We start from the raw sequence: 22205 nt of genomic DNA, 5'->3' as shown, positions 1-22205 counted from the left end.
GAAGATAAACGTAAAGCCGAAGCAGACAAGAAAGCTGCTGAAGATAAACGTAAAGCGGAAGCGGACAAGAAAGCTGCTGAAGATAAACGTAAAGCGGAAGCAGACAAGAAAGCTGCCGAAGATAAACGTAAAGCCGAAGCAGACAAGAAAGCTGCCGAAGATAAGCGTAAAGCCGAAGCAGACAAGAAAGCTGCTGATGAAAAACGCAAAGCCGAAGAAGATGCGAAGAAGAAAGCAGATGCTGAAAAGGCACGCGAACTTTTGGAAAATGGCGACAAGAACTGGATGGTACAAGTGGCTTTGGCTGCAAACCAAGCCAATGCAGATGCCGTAGTATCCAAGTTGCGAGCGAAAGGCTATAAAGTTACAACTAGCCCAACCTCTAAAGGGATTCGCATCATGGTTGGTCCATCCAAAGACAGAGAAACTGCGGATGCCGCGCGTAAGAAAATTGCGGCAGATGAAAGTTTAAATATGAAATCAGCTTGGGTGATTGACTGGGTGCCACTCGAACAACGTTAAATGGTGATAACCCCCTAGATCAAATCAGGAAAGCTTCACAGGCTTTGTCTCACTGCGACTATTGCATTGAATAGGGGGAATGATGAATACAGGTGTTAGGATAATAGAGCAGGTTGTTTTTGCACCAGATTCTGTTGTTAGTGCATTGTCTGGTGTCGCTTGCGTGGGGGACGACCTCTATTTTGTTGGTGATGATGTTTGTTACTTACTCAAAACGAATCGTAAAAAAAACATGACCAGTGCGACGGTCTTTGAAAAAATTCCGTTATTTGAACCGTCTGAGCAAATGCCACTTATCGCATTGAGCAAAGAAAAAAAGCCTGATTTTGAAGCATTAACTTGCATAATCTTTAACGGACAACCACAGCTACTGATTATGGGGTCGGGTTCTACGGACAATCGGAAACAAGCTTTACTCTATAATCCATCCAATAATCAAATTAGAACTTTGTTGGATGCGGTTGATTACCATTTTTTGGAACATAGTTTTGAGTTAACCGGTGGAGCTGGTCTTAATATAGAAGCAGTATGTTCAGACGATCATCATCTCTATATTTTTCAACGTGGTAATATTAATCGCTGCCATGGTGTTTTAGTGTTTGATTTAGCAAAAATTCAAGAGGGAATTTCGTTAGAAAGTGCATTCATAAATTCGCTTAACCTTACATTACCTGAGATTAAAGGTTCAGCAAGTGGCATTTCTGATGCATGTTTTTTAGTGGATAAAAGTTTGATCGTTGCCACTGCTTCAGTTGAACAAACATTAAATACCTATGATGACGGTGTGGTGTTGGGTAGTTTTATGTTGGTATTCTCGCCTGACGGTAAAACTTTAGATACTCATTTGATTCAAAATGACAAGGGGCAAACCCTTCCAATTAAAGTCGAAGGCATTACTTGGTTAGAGTCGAGAGACGATGGTGAGGTATTTTTATTGGTAACGGATAGTGATGGCGGCGATTCTGAGGTTTTGACGGTGCTGCTGAGCAGCTCTGCTTTTGCAAAACCGCAAAGTTAAATGGGGCTTGCTTTAAATAGAATTTCATCCCAAACCAAAGTGCTAAGTTAATGGGTTCTTCAGTTGCTGTTGAATCCATTTTACATTTTCAGGGCTAAGCAACTGATCAATGTTCTTCCAAATGACATGATAGCCGTAGCCCCCTTGCTTCATTTCTTGTTTCGCATCATCAATTGACCAGTTTTCAAAGACAATACGATACATTGCGATCGTAGCGCCTGTACGATCAGAGCCATGATAGCAATGTACCAAGACTTTTTGATTGTGTTGTTTTGCTGTTTGAATGGCGCGCATGGCCTGCAAGAGGTCATTACGATTGATCGCCCATGTATAAATTGGAATGTGTACAAGATCAAAGGCTTGATCATTGAGAACATGGGCATCTTTATTCTTCGCTCTGAGGTTAATCACAGTCCCAATCTGATGCTGTTTCAAACTGGCGATTAAATCAGTATCTGGTTGATCGCTACGAAATACATCTGGGCTAATTTGATAAAAATTATGAGTATTGGAAATAAGCGTTCCCCAGTTTTGGGGACGTTGATCGTCACTCAAACTTGGGTGTTTCATACATCCACCTAAGCTTAAACTTGAAACGAGCATAACGGAAATGAGTGTTTTTTTCATGGTAAAGATAGCAATTGAATCTGATCGTACATTGCGCACAAATTAACGCAATATTTCATCACTTTTGAGCGTGATATTGTAATTTTTTCACAATTTCAGTTTGCTAAACTTATTCAATGATTACCTTGCACTTCGATTAAAGCATTCGCTTATCTCTTAACTCACAGCATAGCTGTTCGACTTCTTGCGAAGCTTTAGTCGCTTCTCAGGAACGAGCGTAGCTCGTTTTATCCTCACTCAGGCTGGGGGGTTAATCGTAAATACGGTTTTACCGCTGTATAGCCTTGAGGAAAACGTTGTTTAATTTCTTCTTCATCTTTTAGTGATGGAATAATGACAACATCTTCGCCTTGTTGCCAATTTGCTGGTGTTGCAACCTTATGTTTATCCGTCAACTGTAATGAATCGACCACACGTAACACCTCATTGAAGTTCCGACCTGTAGAGGCAGGATAGGTAATAATCAAACGCACTTTTTTATTTGGGTCGATAATCACCAACGAGCGAACTGTTAGCGTTTCACTGGCATTGGGGTGAATAAATCCATACAACTCAGAAACCTTACGGTCTTTATCTGCAATAATCGGGAAGTTCACTGTTGTATTTTGGGTTTCATTGATATCTTGAATCCAGCTTTGATGAGATTCAACATCATCCACAGAAAGCGCAATCGCTTTGACTCCACGTTTTATAAACTCATCTTTAAGTTTGGCGGTAAAGCCAAGTTCAGTGGTGCAAACGGGGGTGAAATCTGCTGGGTGTGAAAATAATATTCCCCAGCTATCGGCTAAAAAATCATAAAAATCAAGCGTGCCGTCACTTGATTGCTGCTGGAAATTCGGGGCGATGTCGCCTAAACGTAGTGTCATATCAATCCTCAATACATACTTTATGTGTGCTGTCTTTAATATGCAGTATGGATTTTATAAATAAAATGATTGTTTTTTCATATGTTTATGATGTTTTTAGATATCTAATAAGTAGCGGGGTTAAAAAATTGATCAGGAATTCACATTTAAATCGGTGTAACTTAAATGCAAATTTGCTACATTAACGCTCTTTGGTTGTGTGATGTCAGAATCGTAGGGCAGATTTTTTTACCTGTTTGAATGTAAAGCCCTTGTAGTTCTTATTTCTGACTCCATAATAACAGCTAAGAAAAAATTACCTATTTAAACTTAAACAAACAGGATTAGAGAGTTCTTCATGTTGGCAAGTCTGATCGGAGGTATCTTCGGTACTAAAAATGAGCGTGAGCTCAAACGTATGCGTAAAATCGTCGAACGAATTAACGCGCTCGAACCGACGGTATCTGTTCTTAACGATGCAGACCTATCTGCAAAAACTCAAGAATTCAAACAACGTTATAAAGACGGTGAAAGTTTAGATCAATTATTGCCTGAAGCATTTGCTGTCTGCCGTGAAGCTGCAAAGCGTGTCATGGGCATGCGTCATTATGATGTGCAGTTGATTGGTGGTATTACCTTGCACGAAGGTAAAATTGCTGAGATGCGTACTGGTGAAGGTAAAACCCTCATGGGTACCTTAGCATGTTACCTCAATACATTGAGTGGACAAGGCGTGCATGTGATCACTGTAAATGATTACTTGGCACAACGTGATGCTGAGCTTAACCGCCCATTATTTGAGTTTTTAGGTTTAAGCATTGGCGTGATTTATTCCATGCAAATGCCAGATGAAAAAGCACAAGCCTATATCGCCGATATTACTTACGGAACCAACAACGAATTTGGTTTTGACTATTTGCGTGACAACATGGTGTTTTCTCTACAAGAGAAAAAACAACGTGGTTTAAGTTATGCGATTATTGATGAAGTTGACTCCATCCTGATTGATGAAGCACGTACACCATTGATTATTTCTGGGCAAAGTGAAGATTCATCGCATCTTTACCAGCTAATCAATAGTATTCCACCAACATTACGCCCACAGAAAGAAGAAAAAGTGGCTGATGGTGGGCACTTTTGGGTTGATGAAAAACAACGTTCAGTTGAAATGACTGAAATCGGTTATGAAACAGTTGAAGATGAACTGATTCGTATGGGTTTATTGGCTGAAGGCGAGAGCTTATATTCAGCAACCAATCTGAACTTGGTTCATCATGTTACGGCTGCGATTCGTGCGCATTATCTGTATCAAAAGAATGTGCACTATATCATCGGTGTAAATCCACAGACTCAAAAAGAAGAAGTCATTATTGTGGATGAAAGCACAGGTCGTACTATGCCTGGTCGCCGTTGGTCAGAAGGTCTGCATCAAGCGGTTGAAGCCAAAGAAGGTATGGAAATTCAACCTGAGAATCAAACGCTTGCTACAACGACATTCCAGAACTATTTCCGTCTCTATAAAAAACTTTCAGGTATGACTGGTACTGCTGATACAGAAGCAGCAGAAATGAAAGAGATTTATGGTTTGGATGTGATCATTATTCCAACGCATCGTCCGATGGTGCGTAAAGATCATAATGACTTAATTTATTTAAATCGTAATGGCAAATATAGTGCCATCATTGAAGAAATTGCCAATATTCGTCAGCAGGGTGTTGCACCGATTCTGATCGGTACGGCAACGATTGAAGCCAGTGAAATCTTATCTTCTAAGTTATTACAGGCAGGTATTCAGCATGAAGTTTTGAATGCAAAACAACATGAGCGCGAAGCCGATATTATTGCCCAAGCAGGTAGCCCAAATGCAGTCACGATCGCCACCAACATGGCAGGTCGTGGTACAGATATTTTGCTAGGTGGTAACTGGAAAGCAAAACTGGCGAAAATTGAAAATCCAACAGCAGAAGATGAAGCACGTTTACAAGCGCAATGGGAAAAAGACCATGAGGATGTTCTAAGTTCTGGTGGTTTGCATATCATTGGTTCTGAGCGTCATGAATCTCGTCGTATTGATAACCAGTTGCGTGGTCGTGCTGGTCGTCAAGGTGACCCTGGTGTTTCTCGCTTCTATTTATCGCTTGAAGATGACTTGATGCGTATCTTCGCGGGTGATCGTGTGGTTGCGATGATGCGCGCGATGGGCTTACAAGAAAATGAAGCGATTGAACACAAAATGGTCAGCCGTTCGATCGAAAATGCGCAGCGTAAAGTTGAAGCACGTAACTTTGATATTCGTAAGAACTTATTGAAGTATGACGATGTCAATAATGAGCAACGTAAGATTATTTATGCTCAGCGTGATGAAGTCCTTACTGAAAGCACTTTACAAGACTACATTGAAGAAATGCACCGAGATGTGATTAAGGGTGTGATTGCAAACTTTATCCCACCAGAATCGGTACATGATCAGTGGGATGTTGAAGGCTTAGAAACTGCTTTACGTACCGATTTGGGCGTTGAATTGCCAGTGCAACAGTGGTTAGACCAAGATCGTCGTTTAGATGAAGAAGGTTTGGTTGCGCGTATTTCTGATGAAATTGTGAACCGCTATCTTCAGCGTCGCGAGCAAATGGGTGCAGAGTCAGCAGTTATGCTGGAGCGTCACTTTATGTTGAATTCACTTGATCGTCACTGGAAAGAGCATTTGGCTGCGATGGATTACTTGCGTCAAGGGATTCATTTACGTGGTTATGCGCAAAAAAATCCTGAGCAAGAATATAAAAAAGAAGCATTCAATTTATTCGTGAATATGTTGGGTGTGATCAAATCTGATGTAGTGACTGATCTATCTCGCGTACATGTTCCGACTGCTGAAGAACTTGCAGAAATGGAAGCACAGCAGCAGCGTCAAGCTGAATCAATGCGTCTTTCTTTTGAACATGATGAGGTCGATGGTTTAACGGGTGAAGTGACTGCTTCTGAAGAAACAGAACAGCAAAATGCAGTATTCCCAGTGCCTGAGAGTCGCAATGCACCTTGTCCTTGTGGTTCTGGTTTAAAATACAAGCAGTGTCACGGTAAAATCTAAGCTTAGGTTTTATTTGGTCATGATAAAAAAGCAGAGCATAGACTCTGCTTTTTTTACGATAAACTACTTGAGTGGAATCAAGCTTTGTAGTTTTATTAGCAGACTTACAGTTCTTCGTTGAATTGATATTAGAAGCGGGAAGACAATGAAAAAAGCATTACAACTTTTAATTTTAGCAAGTGCGACGACATCAGGTTTTGCACTTGCGGCAGATGTTCCACAAACTACGACAGTGGATAAAGTGCAGGCTGCAAAAGGAGAGACTTCTGCTCAAGCACAGGTTAAGCATGATGTCACAACGGTCATTAGTCCACGTACGGGCATTCGCTATACTTTAGGCGATACGGGTAATCGTCCAATCGTGTTGCAAACCGCTGCGATTGCACCAGCAAATTCTGCCAATATCAATCGCATCGTGGCATCAAATCCTGCACTCTCTGAAAAGAGCCAAGAAAAAGCCAAGATTGCTTTAATTGGTGAAGCAGCGGTACAAGCTGCGAATGCAGCAGCTGCACAAACTGCGAGTGCACAAGCACCACAGACAGCAAGCACTCAAACAGCGAAAACAAATTAATTGATCATTTTTCAATAAAAAAGAGATGCTAAGGCATCTCTTTTTTATTTTAATACAAGCCTTTATAAAAGGCTTGGTAATAAAATCAAACCAATAATGATCGCAAACATTAACCATTTTAAAGCATAGTACAGTGGGCGATTGCGTTGTTTTAAGCCACGACCATAGTGGTGAACGGCATAACCATATTTGAAAATACGGTTAATAAAACCAGTCTTATCTTGATCATCATTTGGTGAGCTTGCTGCCGACATAATATTGCGACCAAACCAGTGATTAAATCTTTGCGCCCAACCCCATTTCATTGGACGTTCAATATCACAGAATAAGATGATCCGAGTTTGATCGGTTTTATTATGTGCCCAATGCACATAGGTTTCATCAAATACAGTGGCTTCACCATCTCTCCAGCTATAGCGCTCCTGATCGACTTCGATAAAGCAATCATCGCTATTGGGCGTCACTAAACCCAAGTGATAACGAACTGAACCTGCATAAGGATCACGGTGTTTACCCAAATAGCTTCCAGATGGAAGTTCAGTAAACATAGCGGCTTTGACTGATGGGATACTTTCTAGTAATGCCACAGTTTTTGGGCAAAGTTGTTGTGCGGAAGGGTGGCTATCCCGATACCATTTCAAATAAAAACGCTTCCAACCACGTTTAAAGAACGTGTTGAAACCTGCATCATTATTTTTTTCAGCGGCTTTGATTTGATTTTGTAGTTGAATCGCTTCTTCCCGAATCACTTGCCAATTATCTTGTAGTGGTTTGAGTTCAGGGAATTGCGCCACATCAAAAAATGGCTGGTTCGGTAACTTCGAGAAACCAGTCATAAACATATTGATAGGCGCTAAGAAGGTCGAATGATCGAATAATTGTCGAGATGCTTTTAATCGCTCTTTGCCACGATAATATGTATATAAAAAACTGACTAAAAATACGGCAACGATAATCACTGCGTACATAAGTGCAATCATCTAGAAAATGGGAGGCGGCCATTTTAGCATAAAAAATATTGTGTAGAATGTTGCGATAAAATCAATTTTATTGATTGCCGCGCCATGCGATGAATGGATGCCAATTCAGTGATTTTTTGTATATTTATTTAAACCTCCCTTGTGTAAGGGAGGTGTATTTTCGACGAAAGACGTGATTAAACTTGGTTATTTACATCGTCATGTTTAGTCTCACGCATCATTAAAAATGCGATCAACGATAAAATTGAAGCTAAGCTGAGATACAAACCCACCGCACCAAGTCCATAACTTTCAGCCAGTTTGGTTGCAATATAAGGTGCAAATGAAGCACCAAAAATGCCAGCCAAGTTAAAGGTCAACGCTGAGCCAGTGTAGCGGACTGAAGTTGGGAAAAGTTCAGACAAAATCGTACCGATTGGACCGTAGGTGAGTCCCATGATCGAAAGACCAATACATAAGAATAAAAAGACCAGTATTGGATTACCTGAATCGAGTAGGGGGGCAAAACACAATCCAAATAAAGCAGAAAGTATGCAGACTGCGATGGAGGTTTTTCTACGACCAAATTTCTCTGCGAGAATAGCTGCTATCGGAATAAATGCAGCAAAACATAAGGTGGCAACCAGTTGTAGCTGAAGAAAATCTCCACGTGCATAACCGAGTTTGGTGGTTCCCCAGTTCAGCGCGAATACCGTTGTCAGGTAGAACACCACAAAAGTACAAATCGCAGCAACTGTGCCGAGTACCAACATTTTGAAGTGTTTGGTCATGACTTCTTTGAAGGGTACATTCACTTCTTTTTGCTTATCTAAGACCTTTTGGAAAGCAGGCGTTTCATGCAGTTTTAAACGAATATATAAACCGACTAACACCAGTACTGCACTGGCGATGAACGGAATACGCCAGCCCCATTGCATAAAGGCTTGTTCCGACATAAATGCATTCAGTAATAGAAATGAACCTGTTGCAAGGATAAAGCCAATCGGTGCACCCAATTGTGGGAACATTCCATACCAAGCGCGTTTTCCTTCAGGCGCATTTTCAGTGGCGAGTAAAACCGCACCACTCCACTCACCACCTAAGCCCAAACCTTGTCCTAAACGACATAAGGCGAGCAGTAGAGGTGCTGCAATACCAATTTGTACATAGGTTGGCAGTAAGCCGATGCAGACGGTTGAAATCCCCATGGTGAGCAAGGCGGCAACCAAGGTTGCCTTACGTCCGATTCGATCACCCAAATGTCCAAAAACTGCAGCACCAATTGGGCGGGCAATAAAGGCAAGTGCGAAAGTTGCAAGAGATTGTAATACGGCTGCGCCATCGCTACTTTCAGGGAAAAAGAGATGGGGGAAAACCAGTACTGCGGCTGTGGCGTAGATATAAAAGTCAAAAAACTCAATCGTAGTACCAACCAGACTGGCAAATAATACCCGTACTTTTGAATTACTTGCCACTTCAGGGGTGGCAGCCGTAGCGTTTGACGACATACAAGACCTTAATTCTCATTATCCAAGACATAGATAGATGTATTGTTTGGATATTCCTTTTTTAATGCGGAGTTTACTCAGGAAACCTGATGTTATGGAGCGCGTATTTATTGGTGCTCATCATAGGACATAACAGTAGATCGCTAAAAAATGTAACCCTGCTCCTAGCAGCACAAAAACATGCCAAATTGCGTGGCTATATCTTACCTTTTTTAAGGCATAAAACAATGTACCGACGGTATAGGCAAGCCCACCTGCAATCAAAAGCTGTAATGCATCTTTTGAGAGATAGAGTTGCATATCATCCATCAGTAGAACAGCGAGCCAGCCCATGACCAAATACGCTGCCAGAGAAAGCTTTTGGAAACGGTGAATGAACACTAATTTAAACAGTGTTCCGATCATTGCGATGACCCAAAGTGCGATCAGTAGGTAATGTGCTTTTGCAGTTGGGATCGCGATACTTAAAAAAGGCGTGTATGTCCCTGCGATGAGATAATAAATCGCGGTATGATCTAGTTTTTTATACCAATATCGTTTGTTTTCATCTTGGGCGAAGTGGTAAAGCGTTGAGCTAAGCAGTAATAGTACCAGACTAAAACCATAGATCCATAAACTCATCCATTGAGCTAAAGGGAGATAGTAACCTTTGATAATGAGAAAAATTGAGGCAATTAAAGCGAATATTGCGCCAATAGCATGACTATAAGCGTTTAGTCGTTCTTCTTTTGGATCATAATCCAACAGTGAGTTCGTGTTCATGGCAATATGCTTTGCATAAAAATACGACTGTATCGTAATGCAATTTCCCTTTTAAAGTAAGACGCTTTAAAATTTAGTTTCTATTTGTTAGGTTTTCATTATGTTTGCGCCGATTTTTTCTTTTGAACAAGAACAGCAGTTTTTTCTAGAAGTACAGCAAGCTATTGAAAATAGAAGTTTTGATCGCCTGATTCTCAGTCAATATAAAGGTGAATTGGCAGATTTAGAGAAAATGACGTTTCGGATTATTGAGCTGCAAGGGCAGGCGGTTTTGTCCTGTTTATATCACCATAAGACGCAAGACATCACCAAGAACTATACTATGGACGAGGGTGTAGAGAGAATTGCAGCATTATTAGCTCAGTCTAAGCAGGCGAATTTATTTAGCGCAACACAAGAGATTCAACTCAAGAAAAATAAAAAGAAAGCCATGTTAAATGCACAGAAAAAACAGGCAACAGGTTTAACTGAACAACAGCACAATCGTGAAAAGCAACGTTATATTCAACAGCAAAGTCCGTTCTTAACACATTTAGGTATTACCGATGCCAATGGCCAAATTATTCCAAGCATGGCGCGTAAATGGAAACAGATTAATAAGTTTATCGAGATCTTTTCCAATGCCTATGAGCAAATTGATGCCTCACAACAAGCATTGAAGATCGTTGATTTTGGTTCAGGCAAAGGCTATTTAACATTTGCCTTATATGATTATTTACAAGCACAAGGCAAGACACCACTGATTACTGGGGTTGAACTCCGCTCAAACTTGGTTGAGTTTTGTCAGAAAGTGGCTGATGAGGTAGGATTTAATCACCTCGATTTCTTTGAGGGGGACGTACGTAGTTATCAACCTGATGAGCGAGGATTAAATGAAGCATCGCTTCATCCGAGCGCAAGGCGAGAACCTCGTTCGAGTGACTTAGATGTGATGATCGCACTGCATGCCTGTGATGTGGCAACGGATTTTGCGATTCATACAGGAATCCGTCTCAATGCTTCGATGATCATGTGTGCACCGTGCTGTCATAAAGAATTAAGACCACAACTCAAGAGTCCAGAAGTGTTGCAACCGATGTTGCAATTTGGGATTCATGCTGGGCAACAGGCAGAAATGCTTACAGATACTTTACGTGCTTTGTTGCTTAAGGCTTATGGTTATGAAACCAAAGTGTTTGAGTTCGTGTCTTTGGAACATACCAGTAAAAACAAGATGATCTTGGCGACCAAGCGTAAAAATGTTCAACAACCTGATCCTAAGATCATGCAACAAATTCAAGCCTTGAAAACCATGTATGGCATTGAAAAGCAAAGTTTGGAGTTGTTGTTGCAAGATCAAATGCCAATCGAGAACTTGGGTTGTAAATGTTAATTCAAACTGAGAAAGATATGTTTAAAGTTGAAAATGGGCAATGGAGTCAATTGCAGCTACAGCAAGACGCTAAATTCATTCGAGAATTGGTCTTTATTCAGGAACAGAATATTCCTGAACAAGATGAATGGGATGATCAAGATCCAGTGTCACAACATTTTGTGGTTTATGACCAAGATCGAGCAATTGCGACGGCTCGGTTATTGCCAGATCATCATCTAGGACGTGTTGCGGTACTACCAGAATACCGAGGGCAGGGCATTGGGCGATTGATCATGCTTGATATGATTGCTTATGCTAAATCCCAAAATCATCCATTGTTACAGCTATCTGCACAAACACATGCGACTTCATTTTATGAAAAGCTTGGATTTACGGTGCAAGGCGATGAATATGATGAATGTGGTATTCCGCATATTGAAATGGTGATGCCAATCATCAAATAAGTTGAGTCATCATATGAACTCATCACTCATTTGATTGCTTGGTTTAGGTTTGAATGGGTATTAAGGATGTTGATGTTGTTCCGCAACTTCTGAGGCTGCGGAATGGCTATGGTTCAGCTCTTTTTCTTGTTGAATTTTACGTTGAGCGCCGGGCATATAGTCAGGCTCTTGGGTCATCGCCAAATAGAAAAAGCTTAAAAAGATCATGCTTAATATCCCAACAATGATGACAAACTTCCATCCCAATACCGTTTCATTTGAATCTTTTTGTGGGGATGGTTGATTGCTCATAAGAGATTCCAAATATAAAAAATGCGATTTTGCGCCTTTTTTATATCCGTTGACAAGGGGGGGCTTGGAGAGGTTTATGCTTTGTTGTGCAATACCTTAAATAGACTTCTTACACGATTCCTTGTGCTCCTCCCGATTGAAGAAACACAAAGAGGGTGTGATAATGATCTAATCGTTTCTTTTGTTTAGCTTAAAACTCGGAAGATTATCGGGTCTAGAGAGAATGCCAGTCTTCAATGGCTTTTAGACCTGTTTCTATGCCGACATCATAACTATAGCGAATCTTCGCTTTATTTTTGGAAAGTCGACTTGCCATGTTTTTTAAATCAGGTGGGCAGACTTCTAGTATTTTTTGTTCCGATGACGAGCGTACGAAATTGACTGCATCATTATAACGTTGGGTTCTTGCTAGTAGACTTTGAGCAAAACCACGTTGTTGTTTAAATAAATATTTCGCCAAAAACTGATCGCCTTTGCTACTGGCTTTATAGTAATTCTTAGGACGCGTTCGTAATACCATCAGTTTTGAAACATGATCTTGTTTGGCTGCCCAATGCACAGGCAATGCATCTGCCACCCCACCGTCAAAGTAAGGTTCACCGAAGACTTCAACGGCTTGACGTGTCAGCACAGGAATAGAACTGGATGCTCTTAACCCATCAAGAATATTGTCTCTAGAAGCTCTGATATAGGTTGCTTCACCTGAAATGGCATGAGTCAGCACCATATAAAACTCTGGATGATTAGAAAATAGATGGCTTTGATTTAGTGGATGCTCTTTTTCCACCACATCCCACATCCATTTTAAATCGAGTAAGTCACCGCCTTTGAAAAAGCGACCATAATGGATGAATTCAGAACGAAGGGAGTGATCTAGACAAATTTCTAGCGTGCGACCGTGTTGGGCTGCAAGATAATTTGCAACATTAGTTGAGCCTGAGGAAACGCCAATACACAGATCGAAAGGATTAAATTGTTGCTGTAAAAATGCATCTAAGACACCGCTGGTAAATGCACCACGCATTCCGCCACCTTCAACGACGAGTGCCTGACGATTTTGTTGAAGCATTGAAAATCTCGAATAACATGATAAATCCCTGTTTAACACGGATTTATCATGTTCGACAATAGCACTTTAGTGCTGATGATGCTCTGATTCAGGGGCAACTGTTGCTGCCGCATTTTTTTTAGCCGCTTCTAAGGCTTCAGGAGACATTGCTGGTGCAGTTTTCAATGCATGTTGTTGGCTACTGGTTTGTTTGTGACTTGGCATATAGTCAGGTTCGTTGGTAATCGCTAAGTAAAAAATAACCATAAAAACAAAGCTTAGAATGATCGTGATAATCAGCGCTTTCCACCCCCAAGGTGAAGTTTCTGGGCACAATTTCTCAGACATAAGACAAATTTCCAAAGGACAAAAAATAAGGCAGAATTAGGATAATTTATAGCATATTTTGTGATGCATTAGGCAGAAGTTTTGCAGTGATTTTGTCGAGTAGTAAAAAAGCCCATATCGATCATACTGAGCGATATGGGCTTTAACTTATTAGAAAGAAATCAATTATTGGATGATTTCTTTCTTTTGTGCTTTGTCTTTCAACAATTGTGGTGGATTGAAACGTTCACCATATTGAGCAGCCAATTGTTCAGCACGTTGCAATGATTTTTCAATACCATTCTGATTTAAGAACTGAATCGCGCCGCCAGTCCACGGTGCAAAACCAATTCCAAAAATCGAGCCGACATTGGCATCAATCACAGATTCCAAAACGCCTTCTTCATAACAACGCAAAGTATCAAGTGCTTGAACAAACAAGAAGCGATCAATCATTTCTTGTTCAGAAATGTCATTGTCTTTGCTCCAACGGCTGAGTCCATCCCATAGGTATTTTTTGCCATTTTCAGGATATTCATAGAAACCCGCACCCGCAGCTTTACCTTTACGATCTAACTCGTGAACCATGCTGTGTACCACATCATCCACTGGTGTTTTTGGTAGATATTTACCTTCGGCTTGCAGTGCTTTACGAGTTTCATTGGTAATATGTTCAGTCAAAGTGAGTGACACTTCATCCTGAATGGCGAGTGGACCAACGGGCATACCTGCTTTCAGTGCCGCCATTTCAATTTTGGCAGGGTGTACACCTTCAGCCAGTAAGCGCATACCTTCTTGAATAAATGTACCAAACACGCGACTGGTAAAGAAGCCACGACTGTCATTGACTACAATTGGGATTTTTCCAATTTGTTGAACGAAGTCATAGGCTTTCGCTAAAGTCTCAGCAGATGTGTTTTTGCCTTTGATAATTTCAACCAATTGCATTTTGTCGACTGGGCTAAAGAAGTGTAAGCCAATAAATGCTTTGTCATCTTTGCTAGCTTGCGCTAAACCCGTGATAGGTAATGTCGAGGTATTTGATGCAAAAATACCACCTTCTGCCAAATACTGTTCAGCTTCTTGGGTGACTTTGGCTTTGAGTGCTTGATTCTCAAACACTGCTTCAATAATCAAATCACAGCCTTGTAGGTCTGCTGCATCTGCTGTGGCGGTAATCAATGCTAAAACCTGATCACGTTTTTCCGCAGTCATACGACCTTGTGAAACACGTTTATCCAACAGTTTCTGCGAATAAGCTTTGCCTTTTTCTGCATTTTCGACTGATACGTCTTTGAGTACGACAGGCGTGCCTTTGATCGCGGTTGAATAGGCAATACCTGCACCCATCATACCTGCACCAAGTACACCGACTTTGCTCGCTTGCCATTTGGCTACTTCGGTAGGGCGACTTACGCCTGACTTAATCGCATTTAGACCGTGCCAAAATGTACCAATCATATTCTTGGCAACATTTCCGATTGTTAATTGGGCAAAGTAGCGAGACTCGATGCGTAAAGCGGTATCAACATCAACTTGTGCTCCTTCAACTGCCGCGGCCATGATGGCTTCAGGCGCAGGGTAGCAGCCTTTGGTTTTATCGCGCAGCATGGCTGGCGCAATCGCAAGTACTTGAGCAACAGCTGGAGTCTTTGGATCACCACCAGGAATTTTGTAGCCTTTCACATCAAAGGGTTGTTGAGACTTTGGATTGGCTTTAACCCAAGCAATAGCTTTATCTAACAGCTCTTGTTCACTCTCAGCCGTGTCATGTATTAGACCGAGAGATTTTGCTTTATCTACACCAAATTGCTTTCCTTCCATGAGGAATGGAAAGGCATTTTGTAAGCCAAGCAGGCGTACCATACGGACAATACCACCACCGCCCGGAAGTAAGCCTAAAGTCACTTCAGGTAAACCGAACTTGCTTTTCGGGTCATTGATAGCAATACGATAGTGACAGCCTAAAGCAATCTCCCAACCACCACCGAGGGCAGTGCCGTTTAAAGCAGCAACGACAGGCACACCTAACGTTTCAATGCTGCGTAAGTCACCTTTGAGCTTTTCAATCATATTGAAAAATTCAGTGGCATGTTCAGGTTGAACTTGAATCAGTTCATCAAGATCGCCGCCAGCAAAGAAGGTTTTCTTGGCTGAACGGAAAATAACACCTTTGAGATCAGTTTCAGCTTTGAGCTTTTGACTCACTTCATCTAAAGCATTACGGAACTCTGCATTCATGGTATTGGCAGATTGACCAGATGAATCAAGGGTAAGAATTACAATATTGTCAGCGTTTTTTTCGTATTTAATAGCGCTCATACATCATCGTCCAATATTTTATGAGCTTAATCGTAAGTGACCTGCATAAGTAAATATAAGCATCGCAGCGTCTTGTTAAGCTCTTATCTAATTTTAGGATAAACCTTCGGTTCGACCTACTTTTGTTTCGTCAAAAGTAGGCAAAACCATTGTCATTCGCAAAACCTGAGGTACGAATAGCAAAGATTAATAATCTTTGCCGTACCGCAAGGCGAAAGCTATGCTTGAGCATAAACTACGCACTTTGTTTGTCTTGCGCTGAGCCAAAGCTTTAGCCGCTTTGGCTTGATCAGGTTGCGAATGACGTTTCCGAGTCTCATATTTCAGGGAGGTTTTGAGTGATTTACACCAACTCAATAATGGTAGCGATGCCCATACCACCACCGACACATAAAGTTGCTAAACCACGTTTTTTGCCTTGACGCTCTAATTCATCAAGTAAAGTGCCTAAGATCATTGCACCAGTTGCACCCAATGGATGGCCCATTGCGATTGCACCACCATTGACGTTGACTTTCTCAGCAGGAACTTTAAGTTCAGTGATAAAACGCATAACCACTGCGGCAAAAGCTTCATTTACTTCAAACAGGTCAATGTCATCAATGGTTAAACCAGCTTTGGCTAATGCTTTACGTGCAGCGGGTGCAGGACCAGTCAGCATAATGGTTGGATCTGTACCCACCAATGCGGTTGCAAGTACTTTGGCACGAGGTTTTAAGCCTTGTTCTTTGACTGCTTTTTCAGAAGCAAGCAATACAACCGCTGCACCATCCACGATACCTGATGAGTTACCTGCGTGATGCACATGGTTAATTTTTTGCGCTTCAGGATATTTTTGTAATGCAACAGCATCGAAGCCCATTTGTCCCATCATTTCAAAGCTGGCATTCAGTTTTGCCAATCCTTCAACGGTGGTATTACCTCGAATGAATTCGTCTTTGTCTAAGATCATTACGCCTGAATGATCTTTAACAGGGATGACTGATTTATCAAAATAGCCGTTTGCCTGCGCTGCTGCTGCTTTTTGTTGTGAAGCCACAGCAAAAGCATCGACATCTTCGCGGCTATAACCATCAAGCGTTGCAATCAAATCAGCGCCAACACCTTGAGGAACAAAAGATGATTTTAAGTTGGTTTCAGGATCAAGCGCCCATGGACCACCATCTGAACCCATTGGAATACGTGACATTGATTCAACACCACCAGCAACCACAATATCTTCCCAACCTGAGCGAACTTTTTGTGCTGCCATATTTACGGCTTCTAAACCAGACGCACAGAAACGGTTGATTTGAACACCTGCAACATCATCATTCCAACCTGCTGCAATCGCTGCGGTTTTGGCAATATCACCGCCTTGGTCAGCAACAGGGGTTACACAACCTAAAACGATATCATCGACTTTTGAGGTATCGAGTTGATGACGTTGTTGTAATTCATTCAGTAATATTGTGAGTAAAGTAATAGGTTTGACTTCATGCAGTGAGCCGTCTTTTTTTCCTTTTCCGCGTGGTGTGCGAATGGCATCAATAATATAGGCCTCGCTCATAGCTTTTCCTTGTGTCACCTTAAAATTGTTGTGTATTGAGTGTACTCAATTTAAATGCTAGTGCAATGATGATAAACATTGGCAAATCTGATGTTTTTCGCCAATTTACTGGATTGTCTGATAAGTGAATTGTTCAGTAAAATAGGCAGCCATAATTCAACATAATTATCTTGATGAAATTCATTAATATTATTGGTACAACAGGTTCAGGTAAGTCTACGCTTGCTCGGAAACTGGCACAAAAACGACAATTGCAATATATCGAACTTGATAATTTACTTTGGCTGGATGATTGGCAGGAATCGCCAAATGATGCATTTTTTTGCAAGCTTAAATCGAGCATGGACGCAGCATCAACAGGTTGGGTCATTGATAATCTTTATACACGTAGTATCGATATGATTTGGTCTGAGGTTGATACCGTCATTTGGCTCGACTATTCATTTTCTATAAATTTATATCGACTAACGAAACGAACTTTGTGGCGTGCTCTGAGTCGGAAACCGCTATGGGAAAATTCTAATAACAGAGAAAGTTGGAAAATGATGCTCTCTAAACAATCAATCTTTCTGTGGATGTTTCAGAAATATCCGCAAAATAAACACAGATATTTAGCCATGATGCAAAATCCAGAATATCAGCATATTCGATTTATTCGTTTAACTTCGCCTAAGCAGACAGAAGTGTTCTTAACGCAAATGAAGGTGGTGTAATGCCACAGATTCGAGTAAAAGCCTTGTGTATTTTTCGATATCAAAATCAGGTTCTACTGTCTTATGGTTATGACCCAAGCAAGGAGGAAACTTATTTGAGACCAATCGGTGGCAGTATTGAGTTTGGGGAAACGGCGCTACAAGCCATTAAACGAGAGGTTTTGGAAGAAATTCATCAGCAGATTATTCACCCTAAATTATTAGGGGTATTGGAAAATTTATTTACTTTTGATGGTCAGCAAGGTCACGAAATTGTTTTTGTGTATGACGCTGAGTTGGTTAATTCAAAGCTTTATCAAGAAGTAGAAATTCACGGTTGTGAAACGAATGGCTTACAATATATAGCTAAATGGTTGAGCAAAGCGCAGATTGAATCAAGTCGATATCCTGTTTATCCCAAAGGAATAGAGCAGTGGCTATTTACAGAATAGATAGCCTGAATATTCTCAGGCTATCTATAAAATTGATTAAGAATGATGTCCATGTAACTGACGATATAAACCAGGCGTTACACCTGTCCATTTCTTAAAGGCACGGTGGAAAGTACTGGTTTCACTAAAGCCGACCTGTTGAGCAACATCTTCAAGGGTGAGATTCGGCGTCAACAATAAGTGAATCGCAGCGTCACGACGTAATGCGTCTTTCACACCTTGATAACTCTTACCTTCGGCAGCTAAACGACGACGCAAGGTTTGTGGAGATAAATACAACATTGACGCAACATCATTGAGTGTTGGCATCTCTTCGCCGATTTGGCTTTTTAGCACATCACGAATACGTGACGTCAGCGAGTTGGTGTTTTTGAATTTCACCAATAATTGAGCTGGTGCAGCTTTCAAGAATTCTTCTAAACTTTTGTCATCTTGACGAATGGGTAAATCAAGATAATCTGCGGCAAAAGTAATTTCGGTACGTGGTGCGTCGAATTGCATCACAGGCGCAAAAAACAGCGCATCATATTCATCAGCATGATTTGGACGTTCATAACCAAAATGAACACGCTCTAAGGGTAAACGACGTTCAATCAACCATGAGGCAAGTCCATGCCAAATCATCAGCATACTTTCAGTGATGAAATGATCTGGGTCTAATGCTTTAGGAATATGTGGAACCAAACGCGCTTCATGTTTATCGCGTTCTAAGCTTACTGACCATTCATCCCCAAACAGTTTGTAGAATTGGGATGACAGCTCAAGTGCTTGTCCAAGTGTCTTCGAGTGAATTATTAATTGGCACATGATGGCAAATGTACCTAAACGACGCGGTTGGACATCGAAACCAACATGCTCGTCTTGGGTGACCATCCATAACATTTTGACAAAGCGAGTGTACTGCTCTGGGGAGATCCGTGCTTTGGGTTGTCGCAGCAGCTCAGCTTCTATACCGACATGTGAAAGTAATGTTTCAACGTCCATGCCTAGGCGTTTTACACCTGTTAAAGCCGCATTCACGAAGTGGATGCTGATCGTATCACGGCTCATATTGAATCCTTCAGTTTCTTTACTATTCACGATAATTGACCTAAATAACCGTCTAAAATATCAAATTGGGCAATTGACAATAAAAATAATTGCCCAATGCGTACATGTTAAATTGCCGAAACTATCAAGGTAAATGGCTGAACATGACATTGTTTTTGTGTTTATCCACACCTAGTATAAAAGAAAATTTGAACAAATTGAGTAAAAATTATTATGCCATCTGCACTAAAGGGATTGAAAGTCCTAGATTTTTCCACATTATTACCAGGTCCATTTGCCAGTATGTATCTAGCAGACATGGGTGCAGAAGTGATCCATGTTGAATCTCCAACGCGTCCAGATCTTGTAAGGATTATGCCACCCTATGCCAATGGTCAAGCCACTGCACACAGTTATCTCAACCGAAATAAGCAGTCGATTGCACTAGATCTGAAAGATGCGGCAAATATTGAACTGATCAAAAATAAAATTTCTGAGTTTGATATTGTGCTTGAGCAGTTCCGTCCTGATGTAATGCGCCGTCTAGGTTTGGATTATGAAACCTTGGCAGAGATAAATCCACGTTTAATTTATTGTTCGATTACGGGCTATGGTCAAACGGGAGGATATAAGGATCGAGCGGGGCATGATATTAACTATTTAGCTCTGGCTGGTATTTCAGGTCATAGTGGGCGTCAAGACAGTGGACCACCGCCACTGGGGATTCAAATTGCTGATGTTGCAGGTGGTTCTTTACATGCTGTGATTGGAATCTTAGCCGCAGTTGTAGAGCGCCAACGCAGTGGTATGGGACAATATATTGATATTTCCATGACCGATTGTGTGGCGAGTCTAAATAGTATGGCGGCTTCAGCCAGTCTTGCTGGGAAAACACCACAATCACCTGAAGCAGGAATGTTAAATGGTGCGAGTTTCTATGACTATTATGAAACCAAAGATGGTCGTTATTTCTCAGTTGGGAGTTTAGAACCCCAATTTATGGCTGGTTTAGCTGCTGCTTTAGAGTTGCCATTACTTTTGGCAAAAGGCACATCATTCGATCCAGATGATCGCACCGCGGTTAAACAAGCGTTGCAGCAAAAGTTTAAAACTCAAGATTTTTCAGATTGGCAGTCTTTATTCCAAGCGTTAGATATTTGCGTAGAACCTGTATTAACGCTGGATGAGGCATTGGTTTCGCCGATTGCTCAACAACGCGGTTGGGTCGTGGATGTTCCGGTATCTGAGAATGCTGAACAGACCGAACCTCAATTGGGTTGTCCGATTCAATTTTCTCGCTCCAAAATGCAATATACTTTTATTGGTCAGGGCTTGGGAGAGGGTAAATGGTAGAAAATATGTGCATTTAATCACTGATTGTTAAAATATTGTACAGATCGTTAACATTTTGAATAAATTGTTATTTAAAAATCGGAGTAACCTTTTATAGACAATAACATAAAAGGTTACGTAAACATGACAATCTCTAAATCTATGATTGTTTCTTGTTTATCCGTTCTATCATTGAGTCTTTTTTCACATCATACTCAAGCAGCCGCAGCATTTGATCCAAATGGTCAGTGGATGTTTGGTGATTGGAACGGTCAACGCACTGCGTTACAGGAACAGGGTTATCAGTTTTCTGCAGATTACACGGGTGAATTCGCAGGAGTTTTAGACTCCAAACAGCATTCTAGTCATGGCAGTGAATATACTGGACAGTTGGCTTTAGGCACGCATCTCGATCTAAATAAAATTTTAGGTTGGCAAGACACCGAAGCACAACTCACTTTAACTTATCGTGATGGTCAGTCGTTGTCGCAAACTGCAGATGGCTTGCAAGGACATTTAAGTTCTGCACAAGAAGTCTGGGGGCGTGGTCAAACTTGGCGCTTAACTGAATTGTGGATCAAAAAGAAATTTTTAGATCAAGCGCTCGATATTAAAGTCGGGCGTTTTGGCGAAGGTGCGGATTTCAACAGTTTTGATTGTGATTTCCAAAACTTAGCGCTATGTGGTTCACAAGTCGGTAACTGGGTTGGCGACCAATGGTATAACTGGCCAGTGAGTCAGTGGGCATTGCGTGTGAAATACAATTTACAGCCTGACCTTTATGCGCAAATTGGGGCATATGAATATAACCCTGAAAACTTACAGCGCGGCAAGGGCTTCAACTTAAGTACTGATGGCTCACATGGCGCGATTATTCCCGCAGAACTTGTTTGGACACCAAAGTTAGGTGCGCTTGCTTTAGCTGGTGAGTACCGTTTTGGCTATTACTACAGTACAGCGGATGCAGAAGAAATTGCGAATCCAGCGAAAACTTCACATAAGCAGGGTGGTTGGTTTACTGCCAAGCAACAGTTAACCCGTCATGATGGTCAATCTGATCGTGGTCTAACAGGTTTCGTCAATGTCACGGTGCATGATTCTAAAACCAACTCAGTCAAAGACATGCAAAATGTCGGTTTAATTTACAAAGGTTTACTTGATCAGCGTCCCCAAGACGAACTTGCTTTGGGTGTTGCGCGTATTCACGCCAATGACAAAAACAACAGCTTATTGAATGAAGAATACAACACTGAATTGTATTACGGCATTCATGCGACTAACTGGCTGACCATTCGACCAAATATTCAATATGTACACCATGTGGGTGCATTGAAGAATGGCGATAAAACGTGGGTTGGCGGCATTAAGTTCCAAACTATTTTCTAATTCTACATTCGAAAAATTTTGCAGATTTGATTCATCTATTGGGTGAGATCTGC

The 22205-nt window shown here is 41.2% G+C and carries 21 protein-coding genes; 10 read left to right on the top strand and 11 right to left on the bottom strand.

The genetic code is table 11. The annotated features are described in order from the left end of the window. On the top strand, positions 1 to 522 hold a 522-nt coding region (locus F991_RS17805; protein WP_004669513.1), incomplete at its 5' end, for an SPOR domain-containing protein. An 82-nt stretch (positions 523 to 604) separates the two neighbouring features. Further along, on the top strand, positions 605 to 1540 hold the full coding sequence (locus F991_RS05150) for a DUF6929 family protein (protein WP_004669511.1): 936 nt from the start codon (positions 605 to 607) through the stop codon (positions 1538 to 1540). A 42-nt stretch (positions 1541 to 1582) separates the two neighbouring features. Here the strand turns inward: F991_RS05150 and F991_RS05145 are convergent, their stop codons facing one another. Both F991_RS05145 and F991_RS05140 read right to left on the bottom strand, forming a co-directional pair. Beyond that, the gene (locus F991_RS05145) at positions 1583 to 2167 is read right to left on the bottom strand and encodes a dual specificity protein phosphatase family protein (protein ID WP_034595442.1); all 585 of its coding nucleotides are present in this window, start codon (positions 2165 to 2167) and stop codon (positions 1583 to 1585) included. Between the two features lie 233 nt (positions 2168 to 2400). Next, entirely contained in the window at positions 2401 to 3036 is a 636-nt protein-coding gene (locus tag F991_RS05140) for a peroxiredoxin (RefSeq protein ID WP_004669508.1), read from the bottom strand. 337 nt (positions 3037 to 3373) lie between these two features. Here F991_RS05140 and secA point away from each other — a divergent pair, with 337 nt between their 5' ends. Both secA and F991_RS05130 read left to right on the top strand, forming a co-directional pair. Further along, the gene (gene secA, locus F991_RS05135; protein WP_004669506.1) at positions 3374 to 6103 is read left to right on the top strand and encodes a preprotein translocase subunit SecA; all 2730 of its coding nucleotides are present in this window, start codon (positions 3374 to 3376) and stop codon (positions 6101 to 6103) included. Between the two features lie 145 nt (positions 6104 to 6248). Continuing rightward, positions 6249 to 6677, top strand: a complete 429-nt coding sequence (locus F991_RS05130) for a hypothetical protein (RefSeq protein ID WP_004669504.1) — start codon at positions 6249 to 6251, stop codon at positions 6675 to 6677. A gap of 62 nt (positions 6678 to 6739) precedes the next feature. Here F991_RS05130 and lpxO read toward each other — a convergent pair whose 3' ends face one another. From lpxO to trhA, 3 genes are all read right to left on the bottom strand, one after another. Next, on the bottom strand, positions 6740 to 7645 hold the full coding sequence (gene lpxO, locus F991_RS05125) for a lipid A hydroxylase LpxO (protein ID WP_034594925.1): 906 nt from the start codon (positions 7643 to 7645) through the stop codon (positions 6740 to 6742). A 188-nt stretch (positions 7646 to 7833) separates the two neighbouring features. Continuing rightward, positions 7834 to 9144 (bottom strand): MFS transporter, encoded by a 1311-nt coding sequence (locus F991_RS05120; RefSeq protein ID WP_004669500.1) that lies wholly within the window; start codon positions 9142 to 9144, stop codon positions 7834 to 7836. A gap of 120 nt (positions 9145 to 9264) precedes the next feature. After that, positions 9265 to 9906 carry a PAQR family membrane homeostasis protein TrhA gene (gene trhA, locus F991_RS05115; RefSeq protein WP_004669498.1) on the bottom strand — a complete coding sequence of 214 codons (642 nt, stop codon included), beginning with the start codon at positions 9904 to 9906 and terminating at the stop codon, positions 9265 to 9267. 100 nt (positions 9907 to 10006) lie between these two features. On the opposite strand from trhA, the gene F991_RS05110 reads away from it, so the two are divergent. Together F991_RS05110 and F991_RS05105 are read left to right on the top strand one after the other, a co-directional pair. Continuing rightward, positions 10007 to 11278: a class I SAM-dependent methyltransferase gene (locus tag F991_RS05110; RefSeq protein ID WP_004669495.1), complete on the top strand. Its 1272-nt coding sequence runs from the start codon at positions 10007 to 10009 to the stop codon at positions 11276 to 11278. Between the two features lie 17 nt (positions 11279 to 11295). Beyond that, positions 11296 to 11724 (top strand): GNAT family N-acetyltransferase, encoded by a 429-nt coding sequence (locus F991_RS05105; protein ID WP_034595441.1) that lies wholly within the window; start codon positions 11296 to 11298, stop codon positions 11722 to 11724. 60 nt (positions 11725 to 11784) lie between these two features. Here the strand turns inward: F991_RS05105 and F991_RS05100 are convergent, their stop codons facing one another. The 5 genes from F991_RS05100 to F991_RS05080 form a co-directional block, all read right to left on the bottom strand. Then, entirely contained in the window at positions 11785 to 12015 is a 231-nt protein-coding gene (locus F991_RS05100; protein ID WP_004669491.1) for a hypothetical protein, read from the bottom strand. 214 nt (positions 12016 to 12229) lie between these two features. Then, a complete protein-coding gene (locus F991_RS05095) occupies positions 12230 to 13084 on the bottom strand; it encodes a patatin-like phospholipase family protein (RefSeq protein ID WP_004669489.1) in 855 nt (284 codons plus the stop codon). A gap of 66 nt (positions 13085 to 13150) precedes the next feature. Continuing rightward, on the bottom strand, positions 13151 to 13411 hold the full coding sequence (locus F991_RS05090; RefSeq protein WP_004669488.1) for a hypothetical protein: 261 nt from the start codon (positions 13409 to 13411) through the stop codon (positions 13151 to 13153). Positions 13412 to 13576: 165 nt separating this feature from the next. Then, on the bottom strand, positions 13577 to 15712 hold the full coding sequence (locus F991_RS05085) for a 3-hydroxyacyl-CoA dehydrogenase NAD-binding domain-containing protein (protein WP_004669487.1): 2136 nt from the start codon (positions 15710 to 15712) through the stop codon (positions 13577 to 13579). A gap of 343 nt (positions 15713 to 16055) precedes the next feature. Continuing rightward, on the bottom strand, positions 16056 to 17261 hold the full coding sequence (locus F991_RS05080) for an acetyl-CoA C-acetyltransferase (RefSeq protein WP_004669486.1): 1206 nt from the start codon (positions 17259 to 17261) through the stop codon (positions 16056 to 16058). 173 nt (positions 17262 to 17434) lie between these two features. Here F991_RS05080 and F991_RS05075 point away from each other — a divergent pair, with 173 nt between their 5' ends. Both F991_RS05075 and F991_RS05070 read left to right on the top strand, forming a co-directional pair. Further along, positions 17435 to 17974: a P-loop NTPase family protein gene (locus F991_RS05075; RefSeq protein ID WP_004669485.1), complete on the top strand. Its 540-nt coding sequence runs from the start codon at positions 17435 to 17437 to the stop codon at positions 17972 to 17974. Next, positions 17974 to 18405: an NUDIX hydrolase gene (locus tag F991_RS05070; protein ID WP_004669484.1), complete on the top strand. Its 432-nt coding sequence runs from the start codon at positions 17974 to 17976 to the stop codon at positions 18403 to 18405. The genes F991_RS05075 and F991_RS05070 overlap by 1 nt, the downstream gene beginning before the upstream one ends. 36 nt (positions 18406 to 18441) lie before the next feature. Here F991_RS05070 and F991_RS05065 read toward each other — a convergent pair whose 3' ends face one another. Further along, positions 18442 to 19455, bottom strand: a complete 1014-nt coding sequence (locus F991_RS05065; protein WP_004669483.1) for an AraC family transcriptional regulator — start codon at positions 19453 to 19455, stop codon at positions 18442 to 18444. Positions 19456 to 19668: 213 nt separating this feature from the next. Here F991_RS05065 and F991_RS05060 point away from each other — a divergent pair, with 213 nt between their 5' ends. Then, positions 19669 to 20787, top strand: a complete 1119-nt coding sequence (locus F991_RS05060) for a CaiB/BaiF CoA transferase family protein (protein WP_004669482.1) — start codon at positions 19669 to 19671, stop codon at positions 20785 to 20787. Between the two features lie 144 nt (positions 20788 to 20931). Next, positions 20932 to 22152 carry a carbohydrate porin gene (locus tag F991_RS05055; protein WP_171063416.1) on the top strand — a complete coding sequence of 407 codons (1221 nt, stop codon included), beginning with the start codon at positions 20932 to 20934 and terminating at the stop codon, positions 22150 to 22152. Positions 22153 to 22205 lie beyond the last annotated feature (53 nt).

The organism is Acinetobacter sp. CIP-A165, from assembly GCF_000367985.1.
In the GTDB taxonomy this organism is placed as follows: domain Bacteria; phylum Pseudomonadota; class Gammaproteobacteria; order Pseudomonadales; family Moraxellaceae; genus Acinetobacter.
Note: the sequence above shows the minus strand (reverse complement) of the source record. Positions and strands in the feature narration are given on the sequence as shown.

Excerpts from the sequence above, each read along its gene's own strand:
- F991_RS05095 (WP_004669489.1), bottom strand. The coding sequence starts at position 13,084 with ATGCTTCAACAAAATCGTCAGGCACTCGTCGTTGAAGGTGGCGGAATG.
- F991_RS05140 (WP_004669508.1), bottom strand. The coding sequence starts at position 3,036 with ATGACACTACGTTTAGGCGACATCGCCCCGAATTTCCAGCAGCAATCA.
- F991_RS05090 (WP_004669488.1), bottom strand. The coding sequence starts at position 13,411 with ATGTCTGAGAAATTGTGCCCAGAAACTTCACCTTGGGGGTGGAAAGCG.
- secA (WP_004669506.1), top strand. The coding sequence starts at position 3,374 with ATGTTGGCAAGTCTGATCGGAGGTATCTTCGGTACTAAAAATGAGCGT.
- F991_RS05100 (WP_004669491.1), bottom strand. The coding sequence starts at position 12,015 with ATGAGCAATCAACCATCCCCACAAAAAGATTCAAATGAAACGGTATTG.
- F991_RS05085 (WP_004669487.1), bottom strand. The coding sequence starts at position 15,712 with ATGAGCGCTATTAAATACGAAAAAAACGCTGACAATATTGTAATTCTT.
- F991_RS05145 (WP_034595442.1), bottom strand. The coding sequence starts at position 2,167 with ATGAAAAAAACACTCATTTCCGTTATGCTCGTTTCAAGTTTAAGCTTA.
- F991_RS05150 (WP_004669511.1), top strand. The coding sequence starts at position 605 with ATGAATACAGGTGTTAGGATAATAGAGCAGGTTGTTTTTGCACCAGAT.
- F991_RS05065 (WP_004669483.1), bottom strand. The coding sequence starts at position 19,455 with ATGAGCCGTGATACGATCAGCATCCACTTCGTGAATGCGGCTTTAACA.
- F991_RS05080 (WP_004669486.1), bottom strand. The coding sequence starts at position 17,261 with ATGAGCGAGGCCTATATTATTGATGCCATTCGCACACCACGCGGAAAA.
- F991_RS05120 (WP_004669500.1), bottom strand. The coding sequence starts at position 9,144 with ATGTCGTCAAACGCTACGGCTGCCACCCCTGAAGTGGCAAGTAATTCA.
- F991_RS05105 (WP_034595441.1), top strand. The coding sequence starts at position 11,296 with ATGTTTAAAGTTGAAAATGGGCAATGGAGTCAATTGCAGCTACAGCAA.
- F991_RS05110 (WP_004669495.1), top strand. The coding sequence starts at position 10,007 with ATGTTTGCGCCGATTTTTTCTTTTGAACAAGAACAGCAGTTTTTTCTA.
- F991_RS05130 (WP_004669504.1), top strand. The coding sequence starts at position 6,249 with ATGAAAAAAGCATTACAACTTTTAATTTTAGCAAGTGCGACGACATCA.
- F991_RS05075 (WP_004669485.1), top strand. The coding sequence starts at position 17,435 with ATGAAATTCATTAATATTATTGGTACAACAGGTTCAGGTAAGTCTACG.
- trhA (WP_004669498.1), bottom strand. The coding sequence starts at position 9,906 with ATGAACACGAACTCACTGTTGGATTATGATCCAAAAGAAGAACGACTA.
- F991_RS05070 (WP_004669484.1), top strand. The coding sequence starts at position 17,974 with ATGCCACAGATTCGAGTAAAAGCCTTGTGTATTTTTCGATATCAAAAT.
- lpxO (WP_034594925.1), bottom strand. The coding sequence starts at position 7,645 with ATGTACGCAGTGATTATCGTTGCCGTATTTTTAGTCAGTTTTTTATAT.
- F991_RS05060 (WP_004669482.1), top strand. The coding sequence starts at position 19,669 with ATGCCATCTGCACTAAAGGGATTGAAAGTCCTAGATTTTTCCACATTA.